The sequence below is a fragment of the Paenarthrobacter nitroguajacolicus genome (assembly GCF_051027655.1).
Classification (GTDB): domain Bacteria; phylum Actinomycetota; class Actinomycetes; order Actinomycetales; family Micrococcaceae; genus Arthrobacter; species Arthrobacter nitroguajacolicus.
In genome coordinates, this window is sequence record NZ_CP073234.1 from 3,486,873 (window position 1) to 3,506,035 (window position 19,163).

Annotated in this window: 16 protein-coding genes; 6 read left to right on the forward strand and 10 right to left on the reverse strand. The window is 63.1% G+C overall.

Going from position 1 to position 19,163, the window contains the following annotated elements:
* The first annotated feature begins 33 nt into the window (after nucleotides 1-33).
* Entirely contained in the window at nucleotides 34-1,320 is a 1,287-nt protein-coding gene (locus tag KCX59_RS16550) for an MFS transporter (protein WP_091469192.1), read from the forward strand.
* Nucleotides 1,317-1,997 carry a FadR/GntR family transcriptional regulator gene (locus KCX59_RS16555; protein WP_091469195.1) on the forward strand — a complete coding sequence of 227 codons (681 nt, stop codon included), beginning with the start codon at nucleotides 1,317-1,319 and terminating at the stop codon, nucleotides 1,995-1,997. Before KCX59_RS16550 ends, KCX59_RS16555 begins: the two co-directional genes overlap by 4 nt.
* 10 nt (nucleotides 1,998-2,007) lie before the next feature.
* Here the strand turns inward: KCX59_RS16555 and KCX59_RS16560 are convergent, their stop codons facing one another.
* The 6 genes from KCX59_RS16560 to KCX59_RS16585 form a co-directional block, all read right to left on the reverse strand.
* The gene (locus KCX59_RS16560; RefSeq protein ID WP_179019590.1) at nucleotides 2,008-3,390 is read right to left on the reverse strand and encodes an MBL fold metallo-hydrolase; all 1,383 of its coding nucleotides are present in this window, start codon (nucleotides 3,388-3,390) and stop codon (nucleotides 2,008-2,010) included.
* Between the two features lie 93 nt (nucleotides 3,391-3,483).
* On the reverse strand, nucleotides 3,484-4,950 hold the full coding sequence (locus KCX59_RS16565; RefSeq protein WP_179019588.1) for an FAD-dependent oxidoreductase: 1,467 nt from the start codon (nucleotides 4,948-4,950) through the stop codon (nucleotides 3,484-3,486).
* 101 nt (nucleotides 4,951-5,051) lie between these two features.
* Nucleotides 5,052-6,323, reverse strand: a complete 1,272-nt coding sequence (gene cobA, locus KCX59_RS16570; RefSeq protein ID WP_179019586.1) for a uroporphyrinogen-III C-methyltransferase — start codon at nucleotides 6,321-6,323, stop codon at nucleotides 5,052-5,054.
* Between the two features lie 90 nt (nucleotides 6,324-6,413).
* Nucleotides 6,414-7,193 carry a DNA alkylation repair protein gene (locus tag KCX59_RS16575; protein ID WP_178997360.1) on the reverse strand — a complete coding sequence of 260 codons (780 nt, stop codon included), beginning with the start codon at nucleotides 7,191-7,193 and terminating at the stop codon, nucleotides 6,414-6,416.
* Between the two features lie 15 nt (nucleotides 7,194-7,208).
* Nucleotides 7,209-8,120, reverse strand: coding sequence for a glutaminase (locus KCX59_RS16580; RefSeq protein ID WP_091469207.1), 912 nt, complete (start codon nucleotides 8,118-8,120; stop codon nucleotides 7,209-7,211).
* A 4-nt stretch (nucleotides 8,121-8,124) separates the two neighbouring features.
* A complete protein-coding gene (locus KCX59_RS16585; protein ID WP_091469209.1) occupies nucleotides 8,125-9,771 on the reverse strand; it encodes a PucR family transcriptional regulator in 1,647 nt (548 codons plus the stop codon).
* Between the two features lie 342 nt (nucleotides 9,772-10,113).
* On the opposite strand from KCX59_RS16585, the gene KCX59_RS16590 reads away from it, so the two are divergent.
* Together KCX59_RS16590 and KCX59_RS16595 are read left to right on the forward strand one after the other, a co-directional pair.
* A complete protein-coding gene (locus tag KCX59_RS16590) occupies nucleotides 10,114-11,592 on the forward strand; it encodes an amino acid permease (RefSeq protein WP_179019584.1) in 1,479 nt (492 codons plus the stop codon).
* Nucleotides 11,593-11,620: 28 nt separating this feature from the next.
* Nucleotides 11,621-14,347, forward strand: a complete 2,727-nt coding sequence (locus tag KCX59_RS16595) for an aminotransferase class I/II-fold pyridoxal phosphate-dependent enzyme (RefSeq protein WP_179019582.1) — start codon at nucleotides 11,621-11,623, stop codon at nucleotides 14,345-14,347.
* Here KCX59_RS16595 and KCX59_RS16600 read toward each other — a convergent pair.
* Both KCX59_RS16600 and KCX59_RS16605 read right to left on the reverse strand, forming a co-directional pair.
* Nucleotides 14,344-15,381, reverse strand: coding sequence for an LLM class flavin-dependent oxidoreductase (locus KCX59_RS16600; protein ID WP_179019580.1), 1,038 nt, complete (start codon nucleotides 15,379-15,381; stop codon nucleotides 14,344-14,346). The genes KCX59_RS16595 and KCX59_RS16600 overlap by 4 nt on opposite strands.
* Nucleotides 15,382-15,416: 35 nt before the next feature.
* Nucleotides 15,417-15,974, reverse strand: coding sequence for a dihydrofolate reductase family protein (locus KCX59_RS16605; RefSeq protein ID WP_178997369.1), 558 nt, complete (start codon nucleotides 15,972-15,974; stop codon nucleotides 15,417-15,419).
* Between the two features lie 131 nt (nucleotides 15,975-16,105).
* On the opposite strand from KCX59_RS16605, the gene KCX59_RS16610 reads away from it, so the two are divergent.
* Complete coding sequence (locus KCX59_RS16610) at nucleotides 16,106-16,555, forward strand: hypothetical protein (protein ID WP_179019578.1); 450 nt, start codon at nucleotides 16,106-16,108, stop codon at nucleotides 16,553-16,555.
* A 106-nt stretch (nucleotides 16,556-16,661) separates the two neighbouring features.
* Nucleotides 16,662-17,282 (forward strand): DUF305 domain-containing protein, encoded by a 621-nt coding sequence (locus KCX59_RS16615; protein WP_179019576.1) that lies wholly within the window; start codon nucleotides 16,662-16,664, stop codon nucleotides 17,280-17,282.
* 189 nt (nucleotides 17,283-17,471) lie between these two features.
* On the opposite strand, the gene KCX59_RS16620 is transcribed toward KCX59_RS16615, so the two are convergent.
* Together KCX59_RS16620 and KCX59_RS16625 are read right to left on the reverse strand one after the other, a co-directional pair.
* Nucleotides 17,472-18,416, reverse strand: a complete 945-nt coding sequence (locus tag KCX59_RS16620) for an ABC transporter permease (RefSeq protein ID WP_017197146.1) — start codon at nucleotides 18,414-18,416, stop codon at nucleotides 17,472-17,474.
* Nucleotides 18,406-19,137: an ABC transporter ATP-binding protein gene (locus tag KCX59_RS16625; RefSeq protein ID WP_089595922.1), complete on the reverse strand. Its 732-nt coding sequence runs from the start codon at nucleotides 19,135-19,137 to the stop codon at nucleotides 18,406-18,408. The genes KCX59_RS16620 and KCX59_RS16625 overlap by 11 nt, the downstream gene beginning before the upstream one ends.
* Between the last annotated feature and the right edge of the window lie 26 nt (nucleotides 19,138-19,163).

Here is a 19,163-nt window from a genome sequence, read left to right on the forward strand (position 1 = left end):
AGACATTAGACGTCAAACGTCTAACCTTTAGATATGGCCGCGACGACTCCTCTCACCCCCAGCACCGGAAACATCCCTACTGTGAGCCCTGCCCAAGCTGCCCCTGCGCTTTCGGCAAGTTCCGCAGTCCCCAAGACGCGCGTCGTCGCCGTCGTCGGCATTATTGCGGTGGTGCTCATCGGCCTGAACCTGCGCGCGGGCATCACCAGCGCCGCTGCCCTGTTCCACGACCTGCAGCAGGTGTTGGGTTACGGCGCCCTGGTGGCGTCCATTCTGCCTTCCATCCCGCTGCTGTGTTTTGCGGTTGCGGGCATGGGAACGTCCTGGCTGACCCGGCGTGTGGGTGTCGAGAAGGCCATCGCCATCGCCTTGGCCCTGCTGGCCGGCGGTTTGCTGGTGCGTGGCGTTCCGGTAACGGGCGCGCTCCTCGGAGGCACCGTCCTGGCGATGTCCGGCCTGGCCGTATGCAACGTGGCCATGCCGTCGTTCATCCGTGAGCACTACTCAGAGCGCACCTCCATGATGACGGGCCTCTACACCTTCACCATGTCCGGGGGCGCTACCTTCGCTGCAGCCGTAAGCGTGCCTTTGGCTCAGGAACTCGGCTCGCCGTCCATGGGCCTGGCCGCTTGGGGAATCCTTGGCGTCGCGGCCCTGCTGGGCTTCCTGCCGGTTGTCCTCCACACCCACCGCAACTCCACCAAAACGGACCGTCCGCGGGTGTCCATGTGGCCGTTGCTGCGTACCCGCCTCGGCATCCTGATTACGGCGATCTTCACCTTCCAGGCGTTCCTTGCCTACGCAGTAATGAGCTGGTTCGCCTACATCCTGACTTCGCAAGGCCTCAGCGCCTCCGAAAGCGGCCTGCAGTTCGGCGTGATGCAGTTGGTCTCCGTCGCTGCCGGCATGATCCTGCTCGCCTTCGGCTCCCGCCCCCGCATGCTCCGCCCCGCACTGTATCTCGCCAGCAGCTCCACCTTGCTGGCCATCGCCGCAATGGTCTGGTTGCCGACGTCGTTGGCGGTTGTGCCCGCAGTGCTCTTCGGCTTCGGCTTGGGCATCTTCCCGCTGGTCCTGGTGATCATTAGCCGCAGCGGACGTTCGACGGCGGAAACCACCGCGCTCTCCACCATCGCCCAATCGCTGGGATACTTGATTGCGGCAATAGGCCCCTTTGGCATGGGGCTGCTCCACAGCGCCACCGGCGGCTGGGTGCTGCCGCTGAGCCTGCTGTCCATCGTGGCCGTGGCGCTCATGGTTACCTGCCACCTGCTCACGAGCAAGCGCACTGCCACCAAGACCGGACCGAGGACAGCATGACCCTGACCCCTTCGCATCGCCCCGCCCTTGCCGAGGAGATCACCGCCAAGCTGCGGGACATGATCAAGTCCGGTGAATGGCCGCTCCAGGAGCGAATCCCAGCCGAGCCAGAGCTCATGTCCACCTTGGGTGTTTCGCGGGGAACCCTGCGCGAGGCCATCAAGGCGCTGGCCCACTCCGGCATGCTGGAAGTCCGGCGCGGGGATGGCACCTACGTGCGGGCCAATAGTGAGATGTCCGGCGCGGCGCAGCGCATGTACTTGGAGCATACTCAGGAGCACATCGTGGAGGTCCGGCTCGGCCTGGACACCCAGGCTGCCCGATTGGCCACCAAGCACGCTACCGCCGAGGACCTGGCCGAGATGCGCCGCCTCCTCGCGCTCCGCCACGATGCCTGGCAAGCCGAGGACTACCCCACGTGGGCCAGTGCCGACTGGGAATTCCACGAACGCGTTGCCTTGGCTTCAGGGAATCCATTGCTCCATCAGCTGTACGTTTCGTTCGGCGGAGTGTTCCACAACGACCTCCTCCGGCAGCAACGCAAGGAAGGCTTCAACGGCATCCCGCGCGAAGGCCACGACGAACTGGTGGACGCATTGGAGGCACACGACCCCGATGCCGCCGTCCAGAGCGTGTACCGGAACCTGGATTTCTGCGCAGACCAGGCGCCGCGTTAGCCAGGCACCTTCACGGCTGAGTGGTTTCAATTCCGATCCCGGCCGCATCCCTGAATCTCGCATTGATCAGCACCACCTCTCGCCCGGCCCGGTCCAGCAGACTGGCCGCGACACTCGCCCGATATCCCGTGGCACAGTGCACCCAGATCCTCGCGTCCGGCAGCTCAGTGATCTTCCCGAGGAGCTCGTAGACAGGAACGTTCAAGGCACCCACCACATGGGAGGCCTCAAATTCGTCCGGTCGGCGAACATCCAGCACCACGTCAGCCGGTTCCCGTTCCCTGAGCAACAAGCTCCAGTCCCCGTGCAGGTAGCTCGCCTGTGGGGACTCGGGCGCCAACGCACCAACGTTCAGAACCGCGGCTTCAGGCCCGACGGCGGCATCCGGGCTGTCGATACCGATCCTCGCCAAGTCACGGATCGCCTTTTCAACCTCGCCGAGTGGGCCCAGTAGCGTGAGTGGCTGGTTCCACGGGATCACCCAGCCGAGGTAACTGGTGAAATTGTCCCCACGGCCGTACTCGAAACTCACGCTGCCCTGGAAGTGGCTTTCCGCGAAGGCCACGCGATGCCGCAGATCCACCACCCACTCCCCTGCCCTCAAACGCCGGCCCAGTTCCTTTGCGTCCACGGAGTCCGGGACGTCAAGGATTGCCGGGTGCGGACCAGCGGCATTCAGAGGATTCATGTGGGCGTAGTACGCGGGGTAGGCCGTGATGTTCTGCAGCAACTGCGAGACAAAGTGGTCCTCGTCGCGATCTGTCAGGGCGTGGTTTGACGCGGCTTGCTCACTGATCGTCGAGGTCTCTTGATGGCTCGCCGGGCCGATGGAACAGAACGAGCCGAAGCCATGCGTCGGGTAGAGCGCCGCTTCGGGCGTCGCCGAATCCACCAGGCGCCGGACCGAGGAGTACTGGTCATGGGCCAGCTTCGCGGTGTCCCCCGGAGAGACCAGGTCCGTTCTCCCCACTGAACCGTAAAGCAAGCTGCCGCCGGAAAACACGGCCTCCGTGCCGGCGTCGTGCCTGTCATCCCGCACCACATAGGAAAGGTGTGTGTGGGTGTGGCCAGGCGTCGCAACTACCGAAACGGAAAGCCGGCCAACGCGAAGAACCTGGCCGTCCGTGACAGGGACGCGTGTGAAGGAGACCTCATCAGCGGCGTTCACCAAATAATCAGCGCCATGCTTCTCAGCAAGGACCAGCCCACCAGTGACGTAGTCGTTGTGCAGGTGCGTCTCGGCCACATGCGTGATCCGGACCCCGGCCTTTACTGCCGCTCGCTCCACCCGGTCAATGTCCCGCTGGGGGTCGATCACCAACGCGACTGAGCCGTCATGCACCAAGTAGCTGCGGTCGCCCAGCTGCGGAGTTTCAATGACGACGACGTCCATGACTCAGGGTACCGCCGGGCGCCACAGAGCGAGCTTAAAAGCAGGGCGGGGCCACTCGAGCTGAGTGACCCCGCCAGCAAAGAACCGGAAGAACTAGACCTGTGCGGCTACGCCATCACGGGAGATGTTGACCATGTCCTCGCGCGGCACAACCTTGATGCGCTCACGCTTGACCTCAACGCCGTGGGAGGCGCCGGCCTCGGTGGCTGCTGCGCCGAGAGCGAGCTCGTGTGCATCAAGGGCAAGCCAGCCTTCCCAGCTGGTGAACTTCACGCCGCGGGCATCGAGCAGATCCACGACGGCGTCTGCCGCGGGAACCTCGGCGACCGGCAGGTTTTCGCGGTCCTCCAACAAGTAGGTGACGGTTTCGAGGGCATCGCCCTTGGTGTGTCCGATGAGGCCAACCGGCCCGCGCTTGATCCAACCCGTTGCGTAGAGGCCGGGTACGTGCTGGCCGTCGGCGTCCAGGACACGGCCGCCGTCGTTGGTGACGACGCCCTTCTTGTGGTCGAACTCGACGTCCGGCAGGGCCGAACCGAAGTAGCCGATGGAGCGGTACACGGCCTGGACCGGGTAGTCGATGAATTCGCCGGTGCCGCGGGCGTTGCCCGTGCCGTCAAGCTCGGTGCGCTCGAACTTGATGCCGGCAACCTTGCCCGGGCTTTCCGGGGAGTCGACGATTTCCACCGGGCTGTGCAGGAAGTGCAGGTGCAGGCGGCGGGAAGCCGTGAGCTCGGAAAGATCCTCGGGCTGCTCGGCGATCCAGTTGGTGAGCGTGCCCACCATGGTCTTGGTCTGGTTGTTCGTCTGGACCTGGCGATCGGACTCTTCATCGAATTCGAAGTCCTCGGCGTAGAGGATGATGTCTACGTCCTTGGAGTGCGAAAGTTCGCGGAGTTCCAGCGGGGTGAACTTCACCTGTGCCGGGCCGCGACGGCCGAAGACGTGAACGTCGGTGACCGGGGAGTTCTTCAGGCCGGCGTAAACGTTGTCCGGGATTTCGGTGACCAGGAGGTCATCGGCGTGCTTGGAGAGAACACGGGCCACGTCAAGGGCCACGTTGCCATTGCCGAGGACAGCGATTTCCTTGGCCTCAAGCGGCCATTCGCGGGGAACGTCCGGGTGACCGTCGTACCAGGAGACGAAGTCGGCGCCGCCGAAGGAACCCTCGAGTTCGATGCCCGGGATATTCAGGTCGGCGTCCTTGATGGCGCCGGTGGCGAAGATGACGGCGTCGTAATGCTTGCGGAGGTCCTCGATGGAGATGTCCGTGCCGTAGTCAACGTTGCCGAAGAAGCGGATGTCGCCGCGGTCCAGGACCTTGTGCAGGGCGTTGACGATGCCCTTGATGCGGGGGTGGTCCGGCGCGACGCCGTAGCGGATCAGGCCGTACGGTGCCGGGTAGCGGTCGAAGAGGTCGATGCTGACGTTGAGTTCGCCGCTCTTGACGGCCTCGCTCTTGGTCAGGATGTCCGCTGCGTAAACGCCGGCCGGGCCGGAGCCGATGACGGCGACGCGAAGCGGACGGTCCGCAGAACCTACGGGGGTGCTAATTGACACGGCTGTGTTCCTTCTTCTGTTCAGTCATCCCAACCAGGTCGCAGTTGTGCGCGTTTTGAGGGCTCAAAACGCGCTTATCTGCTACCTAGTTGGGCCGGGGGCTAGTTACTGCGGACGCTGGGACGATTTGGGGTAATAGTGCTGTAGTCAGCGGTCTTGAAGTGCTGCGGTGCAAAGGGGCTGACACGGACCACATCGCCGATCACAATGACCGCCGGGTTGGCCACGCCGACGGCTTCCGCCTGGTCCGCGATGGTACCCAGAGTGCCGATAGTGACGCGCTGGTCCGGCAAATACCCGTTCTCTACGATACCTACTGGTGTGTCCAAAGGCAGACCCGAGCCCGCCAGCTCGGCCGCGGAATCGCGCAATTGCGCCACTCCCATGAGCAACACCACAGTGTGATCGGGGCGTGCCGGGACTTCGGACAGCTCTTCGTGGCCGGTCACCACGCTGAAGCCCTTGGCCAGTCCGCGGTGCGTCACGGGGATACCCGCGGCCGCCGGAACGGAAATCGCAGACGTTACGCCGGACACCACTTCAACCTCGACGCCGTTCTGGCGGCAGAATTCCGCTTCTTCACCGCCGCGGCCCAAGACGTAGGGGTCGCCGCCTTTGAGGCGCACCACCCGGTTGCCCTTGAGGGCTTCCTCCACAAGGATCTTGTTGATCTCGAGCTGCGGCACGGGATGATGGCCGGGGGTCTTGCCTACCTCGATCACCCGGACATCCGGGGCAAGTTCCTTGAGCAGCTCGCGGGGGCCAAGACGGTCAGCAACCACGACGTCGGCCTGGCCCAGCAGGCGGCGACCACGGACTGTGATGAGTCCCGAGTCGCCGGGACCGCCACCTACCAAAGCGACAGAGCCGAGCGTGCCATCGGTTCCCGGCTTGCGATGACGGCGGAGCGGCAGGTCACCCGTTTCAAGGGCCGTGGCTACAGCGTTGCGGAGGGCCATGGCACGGCGCGGGTCTCCCCCGGCGTTGATGGCGATCTTGACGTCGTCCACCACGGCAACGGCGGGGGTCCACGCGGCTGATGCTTCGTGGTCCGAGGCGTTGACGCACCAGATGCGCTGCGCCTCAGCGTCGGCAGCTACCTGGGTGTCCACAGCGGCTGTGCCAGTGGCGGTTTGAGCGAACCAGACGCCGTCGAGGTCTGAGGTGCGGTACTCGCGCTGCTCCCAGGTGAGGAGACCGGCAGTGGCGAGACCGCGAAGTGTGTCGGTGGCAACGGGAGCGACCACGGTGACTTTAGCACCGGCGTCGAGCAGTCCCTTGGCGCGGCGCTCCGCAACGGGGCCGCCGCCAACCACCAGCACCGGGCGGCCGAGCAGCCGCAGCGCGGTGGGGTAAATGTCCTGTATTGCCATGAAAAAACTGTAGGGCTGCGCCGTAACATGCTTCAAAGGCTCGGAAACACCCGGTAACGCTGGGTAATCCAACGTCACATAGTTCCCCGCTTAATTCGGGGAAACACTGTCTTTTAGCGTCAGGTAATAGGCGCGCTGTTCCTTGCCCAAGTGCTCGATCGCGTAACGAAGCGCCGTCCGCGGCATGGTGGCTGCGTGTTCGTCGAGGAACGCCAGCAGACGCTCGCGACTGCTGCGCCCGGCATCGCGGACCCAACCGCCCACCGCCTTGTGGAGGAGGTCTTCCTTGTCATGAAGGAGGATCCCAGCGATGGCGAACGTGTCATCCAATTGGCCTTCGCGGATGAACGCCGACGTGGCGACGATGGCCGTCCGGCGCTCCCACATATTCTCCGAACGAGCCAGGTCATACAGCGGATCCCGCGACTTATCCATGAGCCAACCGCCCACCACCCGCCCGGCTCCCAAGTCCACCAGGTCCCAGTTGTTAATGCGGTCATGCCTGCGCAGGTACAGCTCGTACAGTTCCTTGCGCCGCTCTTCCGTGGTCTTCTTTTTCTGCGTTTGCAGCGCCATGATCTTCACAGCTCCGGCGCGGGCCTCGTGGATATCCTCATCCAGGAGCTTCTCGATCTCAGCCGGGGGCATGGCCGCGAATTCCTTGGCAAGCGTGAAGACCTCGCCCATGCGGACACCCATGAAGAAATCGCCCTCGCCGTAGTCACCCTCGCCGGTCTTGAAGTACCGCTGGTACTTGGCCTGCTCGACGTCGGATTGCCTCGCCTGGAGCCGTGCCAGGAACTCGACGGCGGTTGGCTCGGTTCCCGGCGCCAGTGCGGCTTTTGCGGACTTTCCCGGTTGAGGGGTCATCCATCAATAATGCGCCTAAAAGACCGACCAGCCAGTACGCGTAGTGAATTCGTCCAGCGCGGCCACGCCTGCCACGGAATTCCCGGACCGTCCCAGGCCAGGGCTCCACACGCTGATGGAGCACTTGTTGGGAACCACGGCCACGATCCCTCCGCCCACGCCGCTCTTCCCGGGAAGGCCCACGCGGTAAGCGAATTCGCCCGCGGCGTCGTACGTTCCGCAGGTAAGCATGACGGCATTGATCCTCTTGGTCTGCGCCGGCGACAGCAAAAGGGTGCCGTCCGTTCCCAAACCGTTGGCCGCCAGGAAGCGGGTTGCGAGCGCCAGGTCTTCACACGTCATGGCCAGGGCGCACTGCTTCGCGTAGGAGTCCAGGACTTCGTCCACCGGGTTCTCCAGGTTGCCGCAGCTCGCCAGGAAATGGGCCAAGGAGGCATTTCGGTGGCTATTGGCCAGTTCGGACCCGGCAACGTGGTGATCGGTATCGATGCTTACCTTGGTGGTCTCCTGCCGCATCAAATCCCTCACTGCGTGCGCGGCATTGCCTGTGATGCTGAGGAGCCTGTCCGTCACCACGATTGCACCCGCGTTAATGAAGGGGTTCCGGGGAATCCCTTCCTCGCTTTCCAGCTGGATCAGCGAGTTGAACGGGTTACCCGAGGGCTCCCGGAAGACCCGTTTCCAGATTCCGTCGCCGTCAAAGGCCAACACCAGGGCGAGCGCGAAAACCTTGGAGATGCTTTGGATGGAGAAATCCACGTGGGCGTCTCCGGCTGAATAGACTTCGCCCTCCCGGGTTGCCACGGAAATCCCAAATTGTTGGGGATCCACGGCTCCGAGCTGGGGAATGTAGTCAGCAACGTTGCCCTGGCCGACATGCGGCTGCACAGCCCCGACGATGTCGTCGAGGAGATTCTGGATGTCCACGGTTCTAGCCCTTGGTCCCTGCGTAGGTCCAGAGCCTGATCTGAAGGTGCGCCAGGAGGCGTTCATCTGCGGATTGCAGGTCCAGTCCCGCCACTTCGCAGGCACGGCGGAGCCTGTAGTGGACTGTGTTGCGGTGGACGGCCAGTTCCTCGGCGCACCGGTTCACGTCGCCAAAGAACTCCAAGTACGTCAGGAGGGTCAGGGCGAACTCCGGGTAGCGGCTGCACAGCCGGGTGATTCCTGCATGACGCAAGGTGGTGCGTGATTCCAGCAGCTCCAGCAGCTCCCTGGTGAGGACTGTCGTTTCCACGTCGCTGTAGGAGGCCACGCGAACTTCGGGAGTCGCCTCCATGACTTTGAGGACGCTGCGCACGTGATCAAGGGTGGCGTGCAAGGCGTCCAAGCGCGGAACGATGGGACCCACGGCTGCCTGCACTTGGAAGTGAAGGTGGGTGGTGGCGTCACGAACGATCGTGTTGACCAGCCTGTTGATGGCAGGAAGGGATTTGAGCGGGTCCAGATCGGGAAGGATGATGGCCGTTTCCATCCCGAGTGCCCCCACCACCGCGCCCGGCCTGTACGCGGCGGCGTGAATTGATGCCACTTTGGAGAGTTCTCCCCTGCGTAGCTGGAGGCCTGCGGCGCTCTGGCTCAAACCGCCCGCGGAGATCAGGACCAACGCTGCTGGTTTTGACGGATCAATCCCTGCGGACTGGGCCTGCGAATGCACCTGAGCCGTGCCGCTCAGGAGGCTCGAGACCCGGTCCTCGCGCATGGATTGGGACTGTTCGTTGCGGTGCCGGACCAGTTCGATCGCTGCGTGTCGGGCGGCTCCCACCATGATGCGATCCGTGTTGGCCGCCAAGGGTTCCGCACCTTCCTGCAACCAGATGTACCCCATCACACGGCTGCCGGCATGAATACCGATTGCTACGCGCTCCCGAAGACCCGCATCGAGGTTGGCTTCCACATGAACAGGCGCTTCAGTAGCCTGCAGGTGCTTGTAAACCCCTGATTCCTTGAGCAGCTTTTGGTATTTTTCAGGCCCCCGCCGTGCCAGGATGGACAGCCTGCGGAGCTCATCAACATCATTGGACGCCGGCGAGTAGGCAAGCACCTTATTGCCTGGATCTTCGATGACCACATGGCCGTTGGTCAGCGTGGCGGTTGTTTGGGCGATCGCGAACAGGTCCCGATGCACTGACGTGGCGCTTTCGCCGGGCACATCGCTGAAGCGGCCGTCGTTTTCGAGGACATCGTTTTCGCGGACCCTGTCCAGGGCAATGCTTTCGAATTTGTCCCACCGCAAGCCCGGAGCCACCGCCACCAGTCCGATGCCCGTGGGTCGCAGTAACTCTGCTGCGGCTTCCAACTCGCGTTCGTTACCCTTCACCGCTACTGCCGTAGGACGGTCGGCAACAATCCTGCGAAGGGCGGGGAGCGCCGCGCGTCCCCGTGCGCCGATGAGCATGACCAATGCCCCCGGGCGGATCGCATCGTCGTCTTCAGCGTCAACAATGACAGTTTCGCGGACGTTTCTGTTGTCCTCTGCCGGGGCCAACAGCAACCGTGCGTTGTGGACGCCCAGGTCTTCAAGGACATCGCTCAATAAGGTGACGACACCGTCGTCGTCAATTTCCAGGGCTTTCAACGAAGCTATCGCTTCCTCTCCTCATCAGTTCACTTCAGCAGGACGCTCCCTCGCCATTGAGGGGCTCCGCCGGTACATGTACGCAGACACGCACAGCGAGAAACATTACCGGCCCTCCAGAACACCAGTGTTGTCCCCCCGGCACAAGAGCCGGGCCCCGAATTTGGTTCGCCAGCCAATTTGTCGACGGCGGAGGCCACCTAGAGTTAACGACTGTCCCAAACACCACGAAGACTGCCTGCAGCGCGGCCAATTTCAGCCGCACTTATCCAACAGGCAGGCCCCACGTTTTGGAGTATTGAGCCACCCGAGGTGGCACCGGAGTCAAAGGAGACCCCCGAAGTGATACCCGCCCCTGCGTCTACGCAGACCCTTCCCTCCCCGGCAGACTTAGCCGCCGAAACGTCGTCGGGCGCTTTCGCCCAAGAGGAAGCCGGTTACCGGAAAACCCTCAAGCCCCGGCAAATCCAGATGATCGCCATCGGCGGTGCGATCGGTACCGGGCTCTTCATGGGTGCCGGCGGCCGCCTCAACGGTTCCGGGCCCGCTCTGATCCTGGTCTACGCCGTGTGCGGATTCTTTGCCTTCCTGATCCTCCGGGCACTGGGCGAGTTGGTGCTGTATCGCCCCACGTCCGGTTCCTTCGTTTCCTACGCCCGGGAGTTCTACGGCGAGAAGATGGCATACACTGCCGGCTGGCTCTACTTCCTGAACTGGGCCATGACCTCCATTGTGGACGTCACCGCAGTTGCCCTTTATGTGAAGTTCTGGGGCCAATACTGGGCACCCATCAACGACATCCCGCAATGGTTGATTGCGCTCATCGCCTTAGTGGTGGTGCTCGCCCTGAATCTGGTGTCCGTGAAGATCTTCGGCGAGATGGAGTTCTGGTTCGCCATGATCAAGGTGGGTGCGTTGGTGACCTTCCTCGTCGTGGGGATCTGCTTTATCGTCTTTGGCGGCCGAACGGATGTAGGCGTTCCGGGCTTCAACGTCATTGCAGAGAACGGCGGCATGTTCCCCATGGGGGCTGTGGCACCGCTCCTGGCGATCAGCGGCGTGGTGTTTGCCTATGCTGCGGTGGAACTCGTAGGCACCGCCGCAGGAGAAACGGCCAACCCCCACAAGGTGATGCCCAAAGCGGTGAACACCGTGGTCATCCGCATCGGAGTCTTCTATGTGGGCTCCGTCCTGCTGCTCTCGCTTCTGCTTCCCTTCACGTCCTACAAATCCGGCGAATCGCCGTTCGTCACGTTCTTCTCGCACCTCGGAGATCCGCAGGCTGGAGCTATCTCCGCCTCTGTGATGAACTTCGTGGTCCTCACGGCGGCGCTCTCCAGCCTCAACGCCGGCCTCTACTCCACCGGCCGTATCCTCCGCTCCATGGCCGTGAACGGCTCGGCTCCGCAATTCACGGGACGGATCAGCGCGTCCGGCGTGCCCTACGGCGGCATCCTGCTCACGGCCGTCATTACCCTGGTGGGCGTTGGTTTGAACGCCGTCGTCCCGTCACAGGTCTTTGAGATCGTGCTTGAAATCTCGGCGGTGGGCATCATCGGCGGTTGGGCCACCATCATGCTCTGCCACATCAAGCTCCAATCATGGGTCCGCAGCGGCAAAGTTGTCCGGCCGGCATTCCGGCTGTTCGGAGCGCCTTTCACCTCCTACATCACGCTCGCGTTCCTGGCCTTTGTCCTGGTCACCATGGGGTTCTCGGAGACCGGCCGCTGGGTGCTGGCCTCGTTGCTGGTACTGGCGCCGCTGCTGATAGCTGGCTGGTATGCGTATCGCGGCCGCATCCGCACTGCCCAGACGTCCTAGACACATCTTCAGTTCGAAAGTGAAACACATGAGCAACCCTTCCCCGTCCCTGAAAATCGGCACACCCAGCCGGGCCTGGCGGTCCCGTGCCGATGCGTGGGAGTTTTTGGGATACGCACTCAGGCAGCTGGCCTCAGCCCGACACCGGGAGTCCGGGCTGCTGTCCCAGATCGACCGGACCCTTGCCCTACTGATGTCGGTGGAACCGTACTGGGCTGAACCGGGAGTCGGCGCCGTGGTCCAGTTGCGCCAGTTGATCGACGACGGCGAACCCCAGGCCGCGCTCCAGCTTCTGGGCGGCTTGTCCAACCTTCCGCTCGCTTCTGCGGGGGAAACGGTTGCGGTGCCGCGCGGAGAGGTTGTGGACGAGGAAGTTGTTGACCAGCCCGAGCCGGCTGAGCGGCCGCGCTTTGAGGTGGTGGTGGTTGACACCGTTGACCCCGACGAAGCCGAAGCACTGAAGAACACCATGGCTGCCCAGAGGCGGCCGTCTGATGCTTTCACTTACACCGTCAACGTGGTTCCCAGCTATGAAGATGCCTTGGTTGCCGTCATGCTCAACCCCGCTATCCAGTCTGTTGTCCTTCGGCCGGGCTTCGCACTCCGCAGCTCACATCTGCTGGGCAGCGACCTCCGACGCTTCCTGGCCCGGCATACCCCAGCGGACCTGCAGGACTCGCGGCCCATCAGACGGATTCTTGGATTGGCCGACGCGATCTCAGGGCTTCGGCCCGAGCTGGACGTCTACCTGGTGGCAGGGGTCTCCATCGAATCGCTGGCGGGATCGCTCACCAGGAAGTTCAGGCGGATCTTCCGGAGGCAGGATCATTTGGACCTGCATCTGTCGCTATTGTCCGGAGTGGCGGAACGGTACGAAACACCGTTCTTCACCGCCCTCCAGGAATACAGCCGTCGCCCCGCCAGCGTCTTCCACGCGCTGCCAATTTCCAGGGGAGCTTCCGTCGGGAGTTCGCCGTGGATCCGGGACATGGCCGATTTCTATGGGACGAACCTGCTGTTGGCCGAAACCTCTGCCACCTCGGGCGGGCTGGACTCGCTGCTCGATCCCCACGGGTCCATCAAGCGGGCACAGGAGCTGGCTGCCCGCGCGTTCGGGGCACAGCGAACCTACTTCGTCACCAACGGCACGTCCACAGCCAACAAGATCGTGCATCAATCGCTGCTTGCCCCCGGCGACGTTGTCCTGGTGGACCGAAACTGCCACAAGTCCCACCACTACGCCTTCGTGCTCGCCGGTGCCCGCGTTTCCTACTTGGACGCCTACCCCTTGGACAAGTACGCCTTCTACGGCGCTGTTCCCCTGGCGAGCCTGAAACGCAGGCTCCTGGAGTACCGGCGGGCAGGCAGGCTCCATGAGGTGAAGATGGTGACCCTCACCAACTGCACTTTTGACGGCGTTGTCTACGACGTCGAAAGGGTCATGGAGGAATGCCTTGCCATCAAACCCGACTTGGTTTTCCTCTGGGACGAGGCGTGGTTTGCCTTCGCCCGCTCCCATCCCGTGTACCGCCGTCGAACCGGCATGGCAGCTGCTGCTGCTTTGGAGGCCTCGTTCCACAGCCCTGCCTACGCTGCCCGGTACGCCGAACAGGCGGCCGCCCTGCACCACCCTGTCACCGGTGAACCCGTGGATGAGGACGCCTGGCTCAACACCCGGCTGATTCCCGATCCCGCGAAGGCGCGGATCCGGGTCTACGCCACGCAGTCCACCCACAAGACCCTGACATCCTTGCGGCAGGGTTCCATGATCCACGTCTTTGATCAGGATTTCGCTGGCTCCAATCAGGAGTCGTTCCGCGAGGCTTACATGACCCATACGTCTACCTCACCCAACTACCAGATTCTGGCGTCCCTGGACATCGGAAGGCGACAGGTTGAGCTGGAAGGGTTCGGCCTGGTTCAACGGCAATCCGACCTTGCGGTTTCCGTGGCCCAGGCCGTTGCCAGGCATCCGCTGCTGAAGAAGTACTTCCGGGTGCTGACCTCCCGGGACCTCATCGGTTCGATTTATCGGGAAACCGGCTCCAGCATGCCGCTGCGGGACGGGCTGGCCGAACTGGAGAATGCCTGGCAGCGGGACGAGTTCGTCATCGATCCCAGCCGCCTCACACTGGACATCAGCAAGACAGGGATCGACGGCGATACTTTCCGCCACAGCTACCTCATGGACGATCACGGTATCCAGGTGAACAAAACGTCCCGGAACACTGTGCTGTTCATGACCAACATCGGCACCTCCCGCAGCTCCGTGGCCTACCTGATCGAGGTCCTGGTGAAGCTAGCCGAGAGTTTTGAGAATCCACATCCTGCGGCGCGGCAGCGGACTCTTCCGGCGTCATCCGATGCGCCCCGCCCGACTCCTCCGCTCCCCGACTTCAGCACGTTCGCCGCGCGCTTCCGCGTTGACGATGCCTGCGAGGACGGGGACATCCGGGCAGCTTACTTTGAGAGCTACAAGCCCGATTCCACTGTGTACCTGTCGGCAGCTGAAGTAGCTGCAGCGGTTTCCACGGGACAGGAAGTGGTCTCGGCCGGTTTCGTCACGCCGTATCCCCCGGGCTTCCCCATCCTTGTCCCGGGCCAAGTGATTACACGGCAGACGCTCGAATTTATGGATGCCCTGGACACCCGCGAAATTCACGGATTCGATCACGACCGCGGGTACCGGGTCTTCGTTGAGCCGGTATCGTTTTCGGCTGCCGGGGTGGCGGCGGTGGCAGCGGTGGCTTACTAGGGTTTCGCGTTCCATCCGATAGCCGGGGCGATGTGCTTCGCGACGTTGCCCAAAAGCTTGGCGTTGTAATCCACGCCCAACTGGTTGGGTACCGTGAGCAGGACGGTGTCCGCCGCTTGGACTGCGGCGTCCTTAGCCAGCTCTTCAGCCAGGGCGTCCGGCTCGCCGATGTAGCTCTTCCCAAAACGGGACAACGCGCCGTCGAGAATTCCTACCTGGTCCTGGCTGTCCGCTTGGGCGCGGAGGCCGAAGTAGTGGTTGTCGACGTCGTCCACAATCGGTATCACGCTGCGGCTCACGGAAATCCTTGGTTCAAAGTCGTGTCCGGCTGCGGCCCACGCCTCGCGGAACATCTGGATCTGCTCTGCCTGCAGCTCGTCGAAGGGCACCCCCGTGTCCTCGGTGAGGAGGGTGGAGCTCATGAGGTTCATGCCTTGCTCGGCTGCCCAAACGGCTGTTTTCCGTGTTCCGGCACCCCACCAGATTCTTTGCGGGAGGCCGGGCGACTGGGGCTGTATGGGCAGCAGACCTGTGGCTCCGCCGGCGTAATGGGGATCCGCTTCGGCAACGCCGTGCCCGGCGATCGCTTTTCGGAACAGCGTTGTGTGGCGCCGGGCCATGTCGCCGCCGTCTTCGCCGTCTTCAGGGACGTACCCGAAGTTCGCGGCCCCGTTCCGTGCGGGTTCGGGTGAACCACGGCTCACGCCGAGCTGCAGACGGCCGTCGCTGATGAGGTCCGTGGCCGCGGCTTCCTCGGCCATGTACAGCGGGTTCTCGTAGCGCATGTCGATCACGCCGGTGCCCATTTCAAGGCGCGTGGTTCGGGCTGCGATGGCTGCAAGCAATGGGAAGGGCGAGGCCTGCTGCCGGGCGAAGTGGTGGACACGGAAGAACGCGCCGTCTATACCCAGCTCCTCGGCGGCCACCGCCAGTTCGATTCCCTGCTTAAGTGCTTCTCCGGCCGTTGGTACGAGGGAGCCCGGGACACGTGCCCAATGTCCGAAGGAAAGGAAGCCGATCCGTTTGTTGTGCATGTCCGGGACAACACTTCGAGCCGTGTGCTAATTCCTCAATCAGCCCGTCGATAGTGCATGGCCACCGCACCGTTGCTGAGCGGAACGGCCGAGATCAGCTCCAGGCGCCGGGTGCCTGGCAGTCCGCCCTGATACAGGGTGGGGCCGTGTCCGGTGATCATGGGGTGGACGAGGAATTTGTACTCGTCGATAAGACCCAGTCGGTCCAGTTCTGTGGCAAGTTTGCCGCTGCCCACGAGCACCCCGCCTGGAGTCTTGTCCTTGAGTTCCTGCACCGCCGTTCGCAACTCACCGACCAGGTGATGGCTGTTGGTCCAAGGGAAGTCGCTCCGCGTTGCCGATACGACGTACTTGGGCTTGGTCTCCAGACTAAGCGCCCACTCGCGTAGGGCTGGTGGTGCGTCCACCTCGCCGCGGGCAACCAACGGCCAGTAGTCCTCCATCATTTCGTAAGTAGTACGGCCCCAGAGCATTGCCCCACTCTGGTCCAGGAGGTGGGTGAAGTGGGCGTGCGTCTCGTCATCGGCGATGCCCTCCCTATGATCTACGCAACCATCGAGCGTGACGTTGATGCTGAACGTAAGAAGGCCCATCCGACGATTCTAGGCTTCGACGGCAAATGAGCATAGAGTATAAAATTGTCGGAACGCATACCCACCCGGGGTATGCCCGCACTGTCTGGACAATGGTCAAGACAGGACAGCGAAGGAGGTAGTGGAGCATCATGAAAAAGCCGATCTCTCCTCAAACTCCTGCAGCCGTCCTCGAGCCTCTTACCTTCCTCCGGCGGGTCTCGCTCCTGCTTCTGGTGACAGCCGTCATGGCGGGCATCTTCGGAATGCACGTGGTCAGCGGATCTCATGGCGCCCACTCTGCGAGCTCTGTGTCACCTGTCATAGCTGCCGAATCTGCGCTCCACGTTCACGACACCGTGCAGCTCCACAGGAGCCCGCCTGCTGATGCGGACAAGTGCTCGTCTGGAAGCTGCTCCTGCACCCAGGCGACCACCACCAACTGCATCCCTTCGCTACAAACAGGTTCCTTGGCCGCTCCGCCTCCAGCCGTTGCTGTCGCAGCAATCCCTGTCTCGTGGGAACTTCACGGTTTCCCCCGCTTCTGGTCCTACCAACCCCTCGGTCCCACACCCGTGCAGCTCTGTATCAGCCGTACGTAAGCACCGGCGCGGCCCGCGACAGCCGGGCCCGCTTATCCCATCACCATCTGCTTACCCCTCGGCGGCTGACATACGCCCGCCTAAATTTGCAAAGGACCTTTTTCTGATGAACAGGACTCACTTCACTTTTACCGGAGCCGCTGTCGCAAGCCTGATTGCGCTGGCCGGTTGTGCCTCCAACGCCGGATCCGATTCCATGCCGGGGATGGACCACGGAGGTTCCGGCACTTCCGTCAGCCCTTCAGCGAACAGCAGCGACGCCGGGCACAACGCAGCAGACACGATGTTCGCCCGGATGATGATTCCCCACCATGCCCAAGCAGTGGAGATGTCCGACGCTATGCTCGCGAAGACTGACATCCCGCCCGCAGTAACCGCCTTGGCCGTCAAGATCAAAGAAGCCCAGGCACCCGAGATCGACAAGATGACGGCTTGGCTCAAGAGCTGGAATGAGAATGCCACCATGCCAGCGGACGGCCATGGCGGTCACGGCATGGACGGCATGCTGAGCGACGCCGACCTCCAGAAACTCAAGGATGCCCAAGGCATGGAAGCGGCCAAACTCTTCCTGACCCAGATGATCGCGCATCATGAAGGCGCCGTCAGCATGGCCAAAACCGAGACCAGCCAAGGCAAGAATCCCGAGGCCGTTCAGCTTGGCAAGGACATCATCGCTGCCCAGGAAGCTGAGATTCGGGAAATGCAGGACCTCCTGGCCGGACTCTAACCCCACGGTGTGGTGATGCAGAGGCCCGACGGCGGAAGGTCGCCGTCGGGCCTCTGCGCTACGTCGGGCGTCCGCACCACTTGCCGCCAACCGCCCCCGTAACCGCTGGTGCAGACGGCGCGAAAGGGTGCGGACTCGGCGAAGAAGTGGTGCACACGGCGGAAAGTGGAGCGTGCGGCCCGCCAGGCCTTAGCGGCTGCTGCCCGCCAGCAAACCCCGGCGTTGCAGCAAGCGCTTCTCGATGGGCCCGAACACCAGGATCTCGATCAGAATGCCCACGAACAGGATCAGCAGGATGGCGGACATCACGATTGTCATATCGGAAAGGAGCCGGCCTTGGTCCAGCAACGAGCCAAGCCCGAAACCAATGGTGCCGCCCACTGCGATGATTTCCGCGGCCATGAGGGAGCGCCAAGAGAACGCCCAGCCCTGCTTCAAACCGCCGATGTAGCCGGGAAGTGCGGCGGGCAGGACGATCTGCAGCGCCATCTGGAGCCGGTTCGCGCCAAGGACTGTGCCCACGCTGCGGTACTGCGGCGGGATCTGGTCCACACCGGAAATGAGCCCGTTGATGATGGACGGGATGGCGCCCATGAACACCACAAAGTACACGGTGGCGTCGGTCAGGCCGAACCAGATGATCGCTGCGGGAACCCAGGCCACGGAAGGGAGCACCTGCAACCCGGAAATCAGCGGCCCGAACGCACGCCGCAAGGGAGCTACCTGGGCCAGGATCAACCCCACGGGAGTAGCGATGACCACTGAAATCAGGAAGCCGACCACACCGCGTTGGAGAGATGTCCATACTGCTTCCTGGACTTTGCCCTCGCCCCACATCGTCACGAATTGGGTGAGGACATCCAGCGGCCCGGGAACGAGGTCGCGGCGCTTGAACTCAAGCGAAACGTAGAACTGCCACGCGAGGATCAGGACCACCAACGCGGCAACGGGCAGCAGCACCCGCTTCCAGTCGATACCGGTCTTGCGTCGGCTGTCCGATTGGAGGTTGTCCAGCCCGGCTTCAAGGTCCCGGAGCTCGGAGGCGTTGCCCTTCAGCGACGGCGAAGTGATGTGCTCTTTGGATTCAGTCACGGGAAGGGTCCGCTCTTCGGTGGTAATGGGGTTACTTGGCATGGCGGCGGATCTCCTCGCGAAGACGGCGGGTAATAACTCCGGTCAGCTCCCCAGCGCGGCCGGCATCGGTACGGTGCTCCTCGGTGACATCCCATTCAGCCACCACACGGCCAGGACGCGAGGACAAGAGCAGTACGCGCTGACCCAGACGGACGGCCTCGCGCACGTTGTGGGTGACGAACACGATGGTCCGGCCCGTTTCCTTCCAGATCCGCTCGAGTTCGTCGTGCAGAAGGTCGCGGGTGATCGCATCGAGGGCAGCAAACGGCTCATCCATCAGCAGCAACTGCCGGTCTTGAGCCAAGGAACGGGCCAACGCAACGCGCTGCCTCATGCCACCGGACAGCTCGTGGGGACGCTTATCCCCGGCGCCGCCCAAGTGTACGAGTTCCAACAGTTCGGTGGCACGTGCACGCCGGCTCGCCTTCGTGCTGGACTTGTCCGCCAACTGCAAAGCCAACTCGATGTTGCCCCTCGCCGTCAGCCACGGGAACAGGGCTGCGTCCTGGAACATGAAGGCAGCGCCGTCGCTTGGGACTTCAAGAGCGCCCGACGTCGGCGGTTCCAGTCCCGCCATGATGTTCAGGAGGGTGGACTTTCCGCAGCCGGACGCACCGAGGAGGGCGACGAACTCGCCTTGAGCGATGGTGGCGTTGACGTCGTCCAGCACCGGGGCGCCGTCGCCGAAGCGCTTGCCCAGGTTCTCGAGTACGACTGGCATGGTCCCGTCCTTCATGTTGATTGGTA

Excerpts from the sequence above, each read along its gene's own strand:
- KCX59_RS16625 (WP_089595922.1), bottom strand. The coding sequence starts at position 19,137 with ATGCCAGTCGTACTCGAGAACCTGGGCAAGCGCTTCGGCGACGGCGCC.
- cobA (WP_179019586.1), bottom strand. The coding sequence starts at position 6,323 with ATGGCAATACAGGACATTTACCCCACCGCGCTGCGGCTGCTCGGCCGC.
- KCX59_RS16560 (WP_179019590.1), bottom strand. The coding sequence starts at position 3,390 with ATGGACGTCGTCGTCATTGAAACTCCGCAGCTGGGCGACCGCAGCTAC.
- KCX59_RS16605 (WP_178997369.1), bottom strand. The coding sequence starts at position 15,974 with ATGGGCCTTCTTACGTTCAGCATCAACGTCACGCTCGATGGTTGCGTA.
- KCX59_RS16555 (WP_091469195.1), top strand. The coding sequence starts at position 1,317 with ATGACCCTGACCCCTTCGCATCGCCCCGCCCTTGCCGAGGAGATCACC.
- KCX59_RS16595 (WP_179019582.1), top strand. The coding sequence starts at position 11,621 with ATGAGCAACCCTTCCCCGTCCCTGAAAATCGGCACACCCAGCCGGGCC.
- KCX59_RS16615 (WP_179019576.1), top strand. The coding sequence starts at position 16,662 with ATGAACAGGACTCACTTCACTTTTACCGGAGCCGCTGTCGCAAGCCTG.
- KCX59_RS16600 (WP_179019580.1), bottom strand. The coding sequence starts at position 15,381 with ATGCACAACAAACGGATCGGCTTCCTTTCCTTCGGACATTGGGCACGT.
- KCX59_RS16575 (WP_178997360.1), bottom strand. The coding sequence starts at position 7,193 with ATGACCCCTCAACCGGGAAAGTCCGCAAAAGCCGCACTGGCGCCGGGA.
- KCX59_RS16610 (WP_179019578.1), top strand. The coding sequence starts at position 16,106 with ATGAAAAAGCCGATCTCTCCTCAAACTCCTGCAGCCGTCCTCGAGCCT.
- KCX59_RS16620 (WP_017197146.1), bottom strand. The coding sequence starts at position 18,416 with ATGCCAAGTAACCCCATTACCACCGAAGAGCGGACCCTTCCCGTGACT.
- KCX59_RS16550 (WP_091469192.1), top strand. The coding sequence starts at position 34 with ATGGCCGCGACGACTCCTCTCACCCCCAGCACCGGAAACATCCCTACT.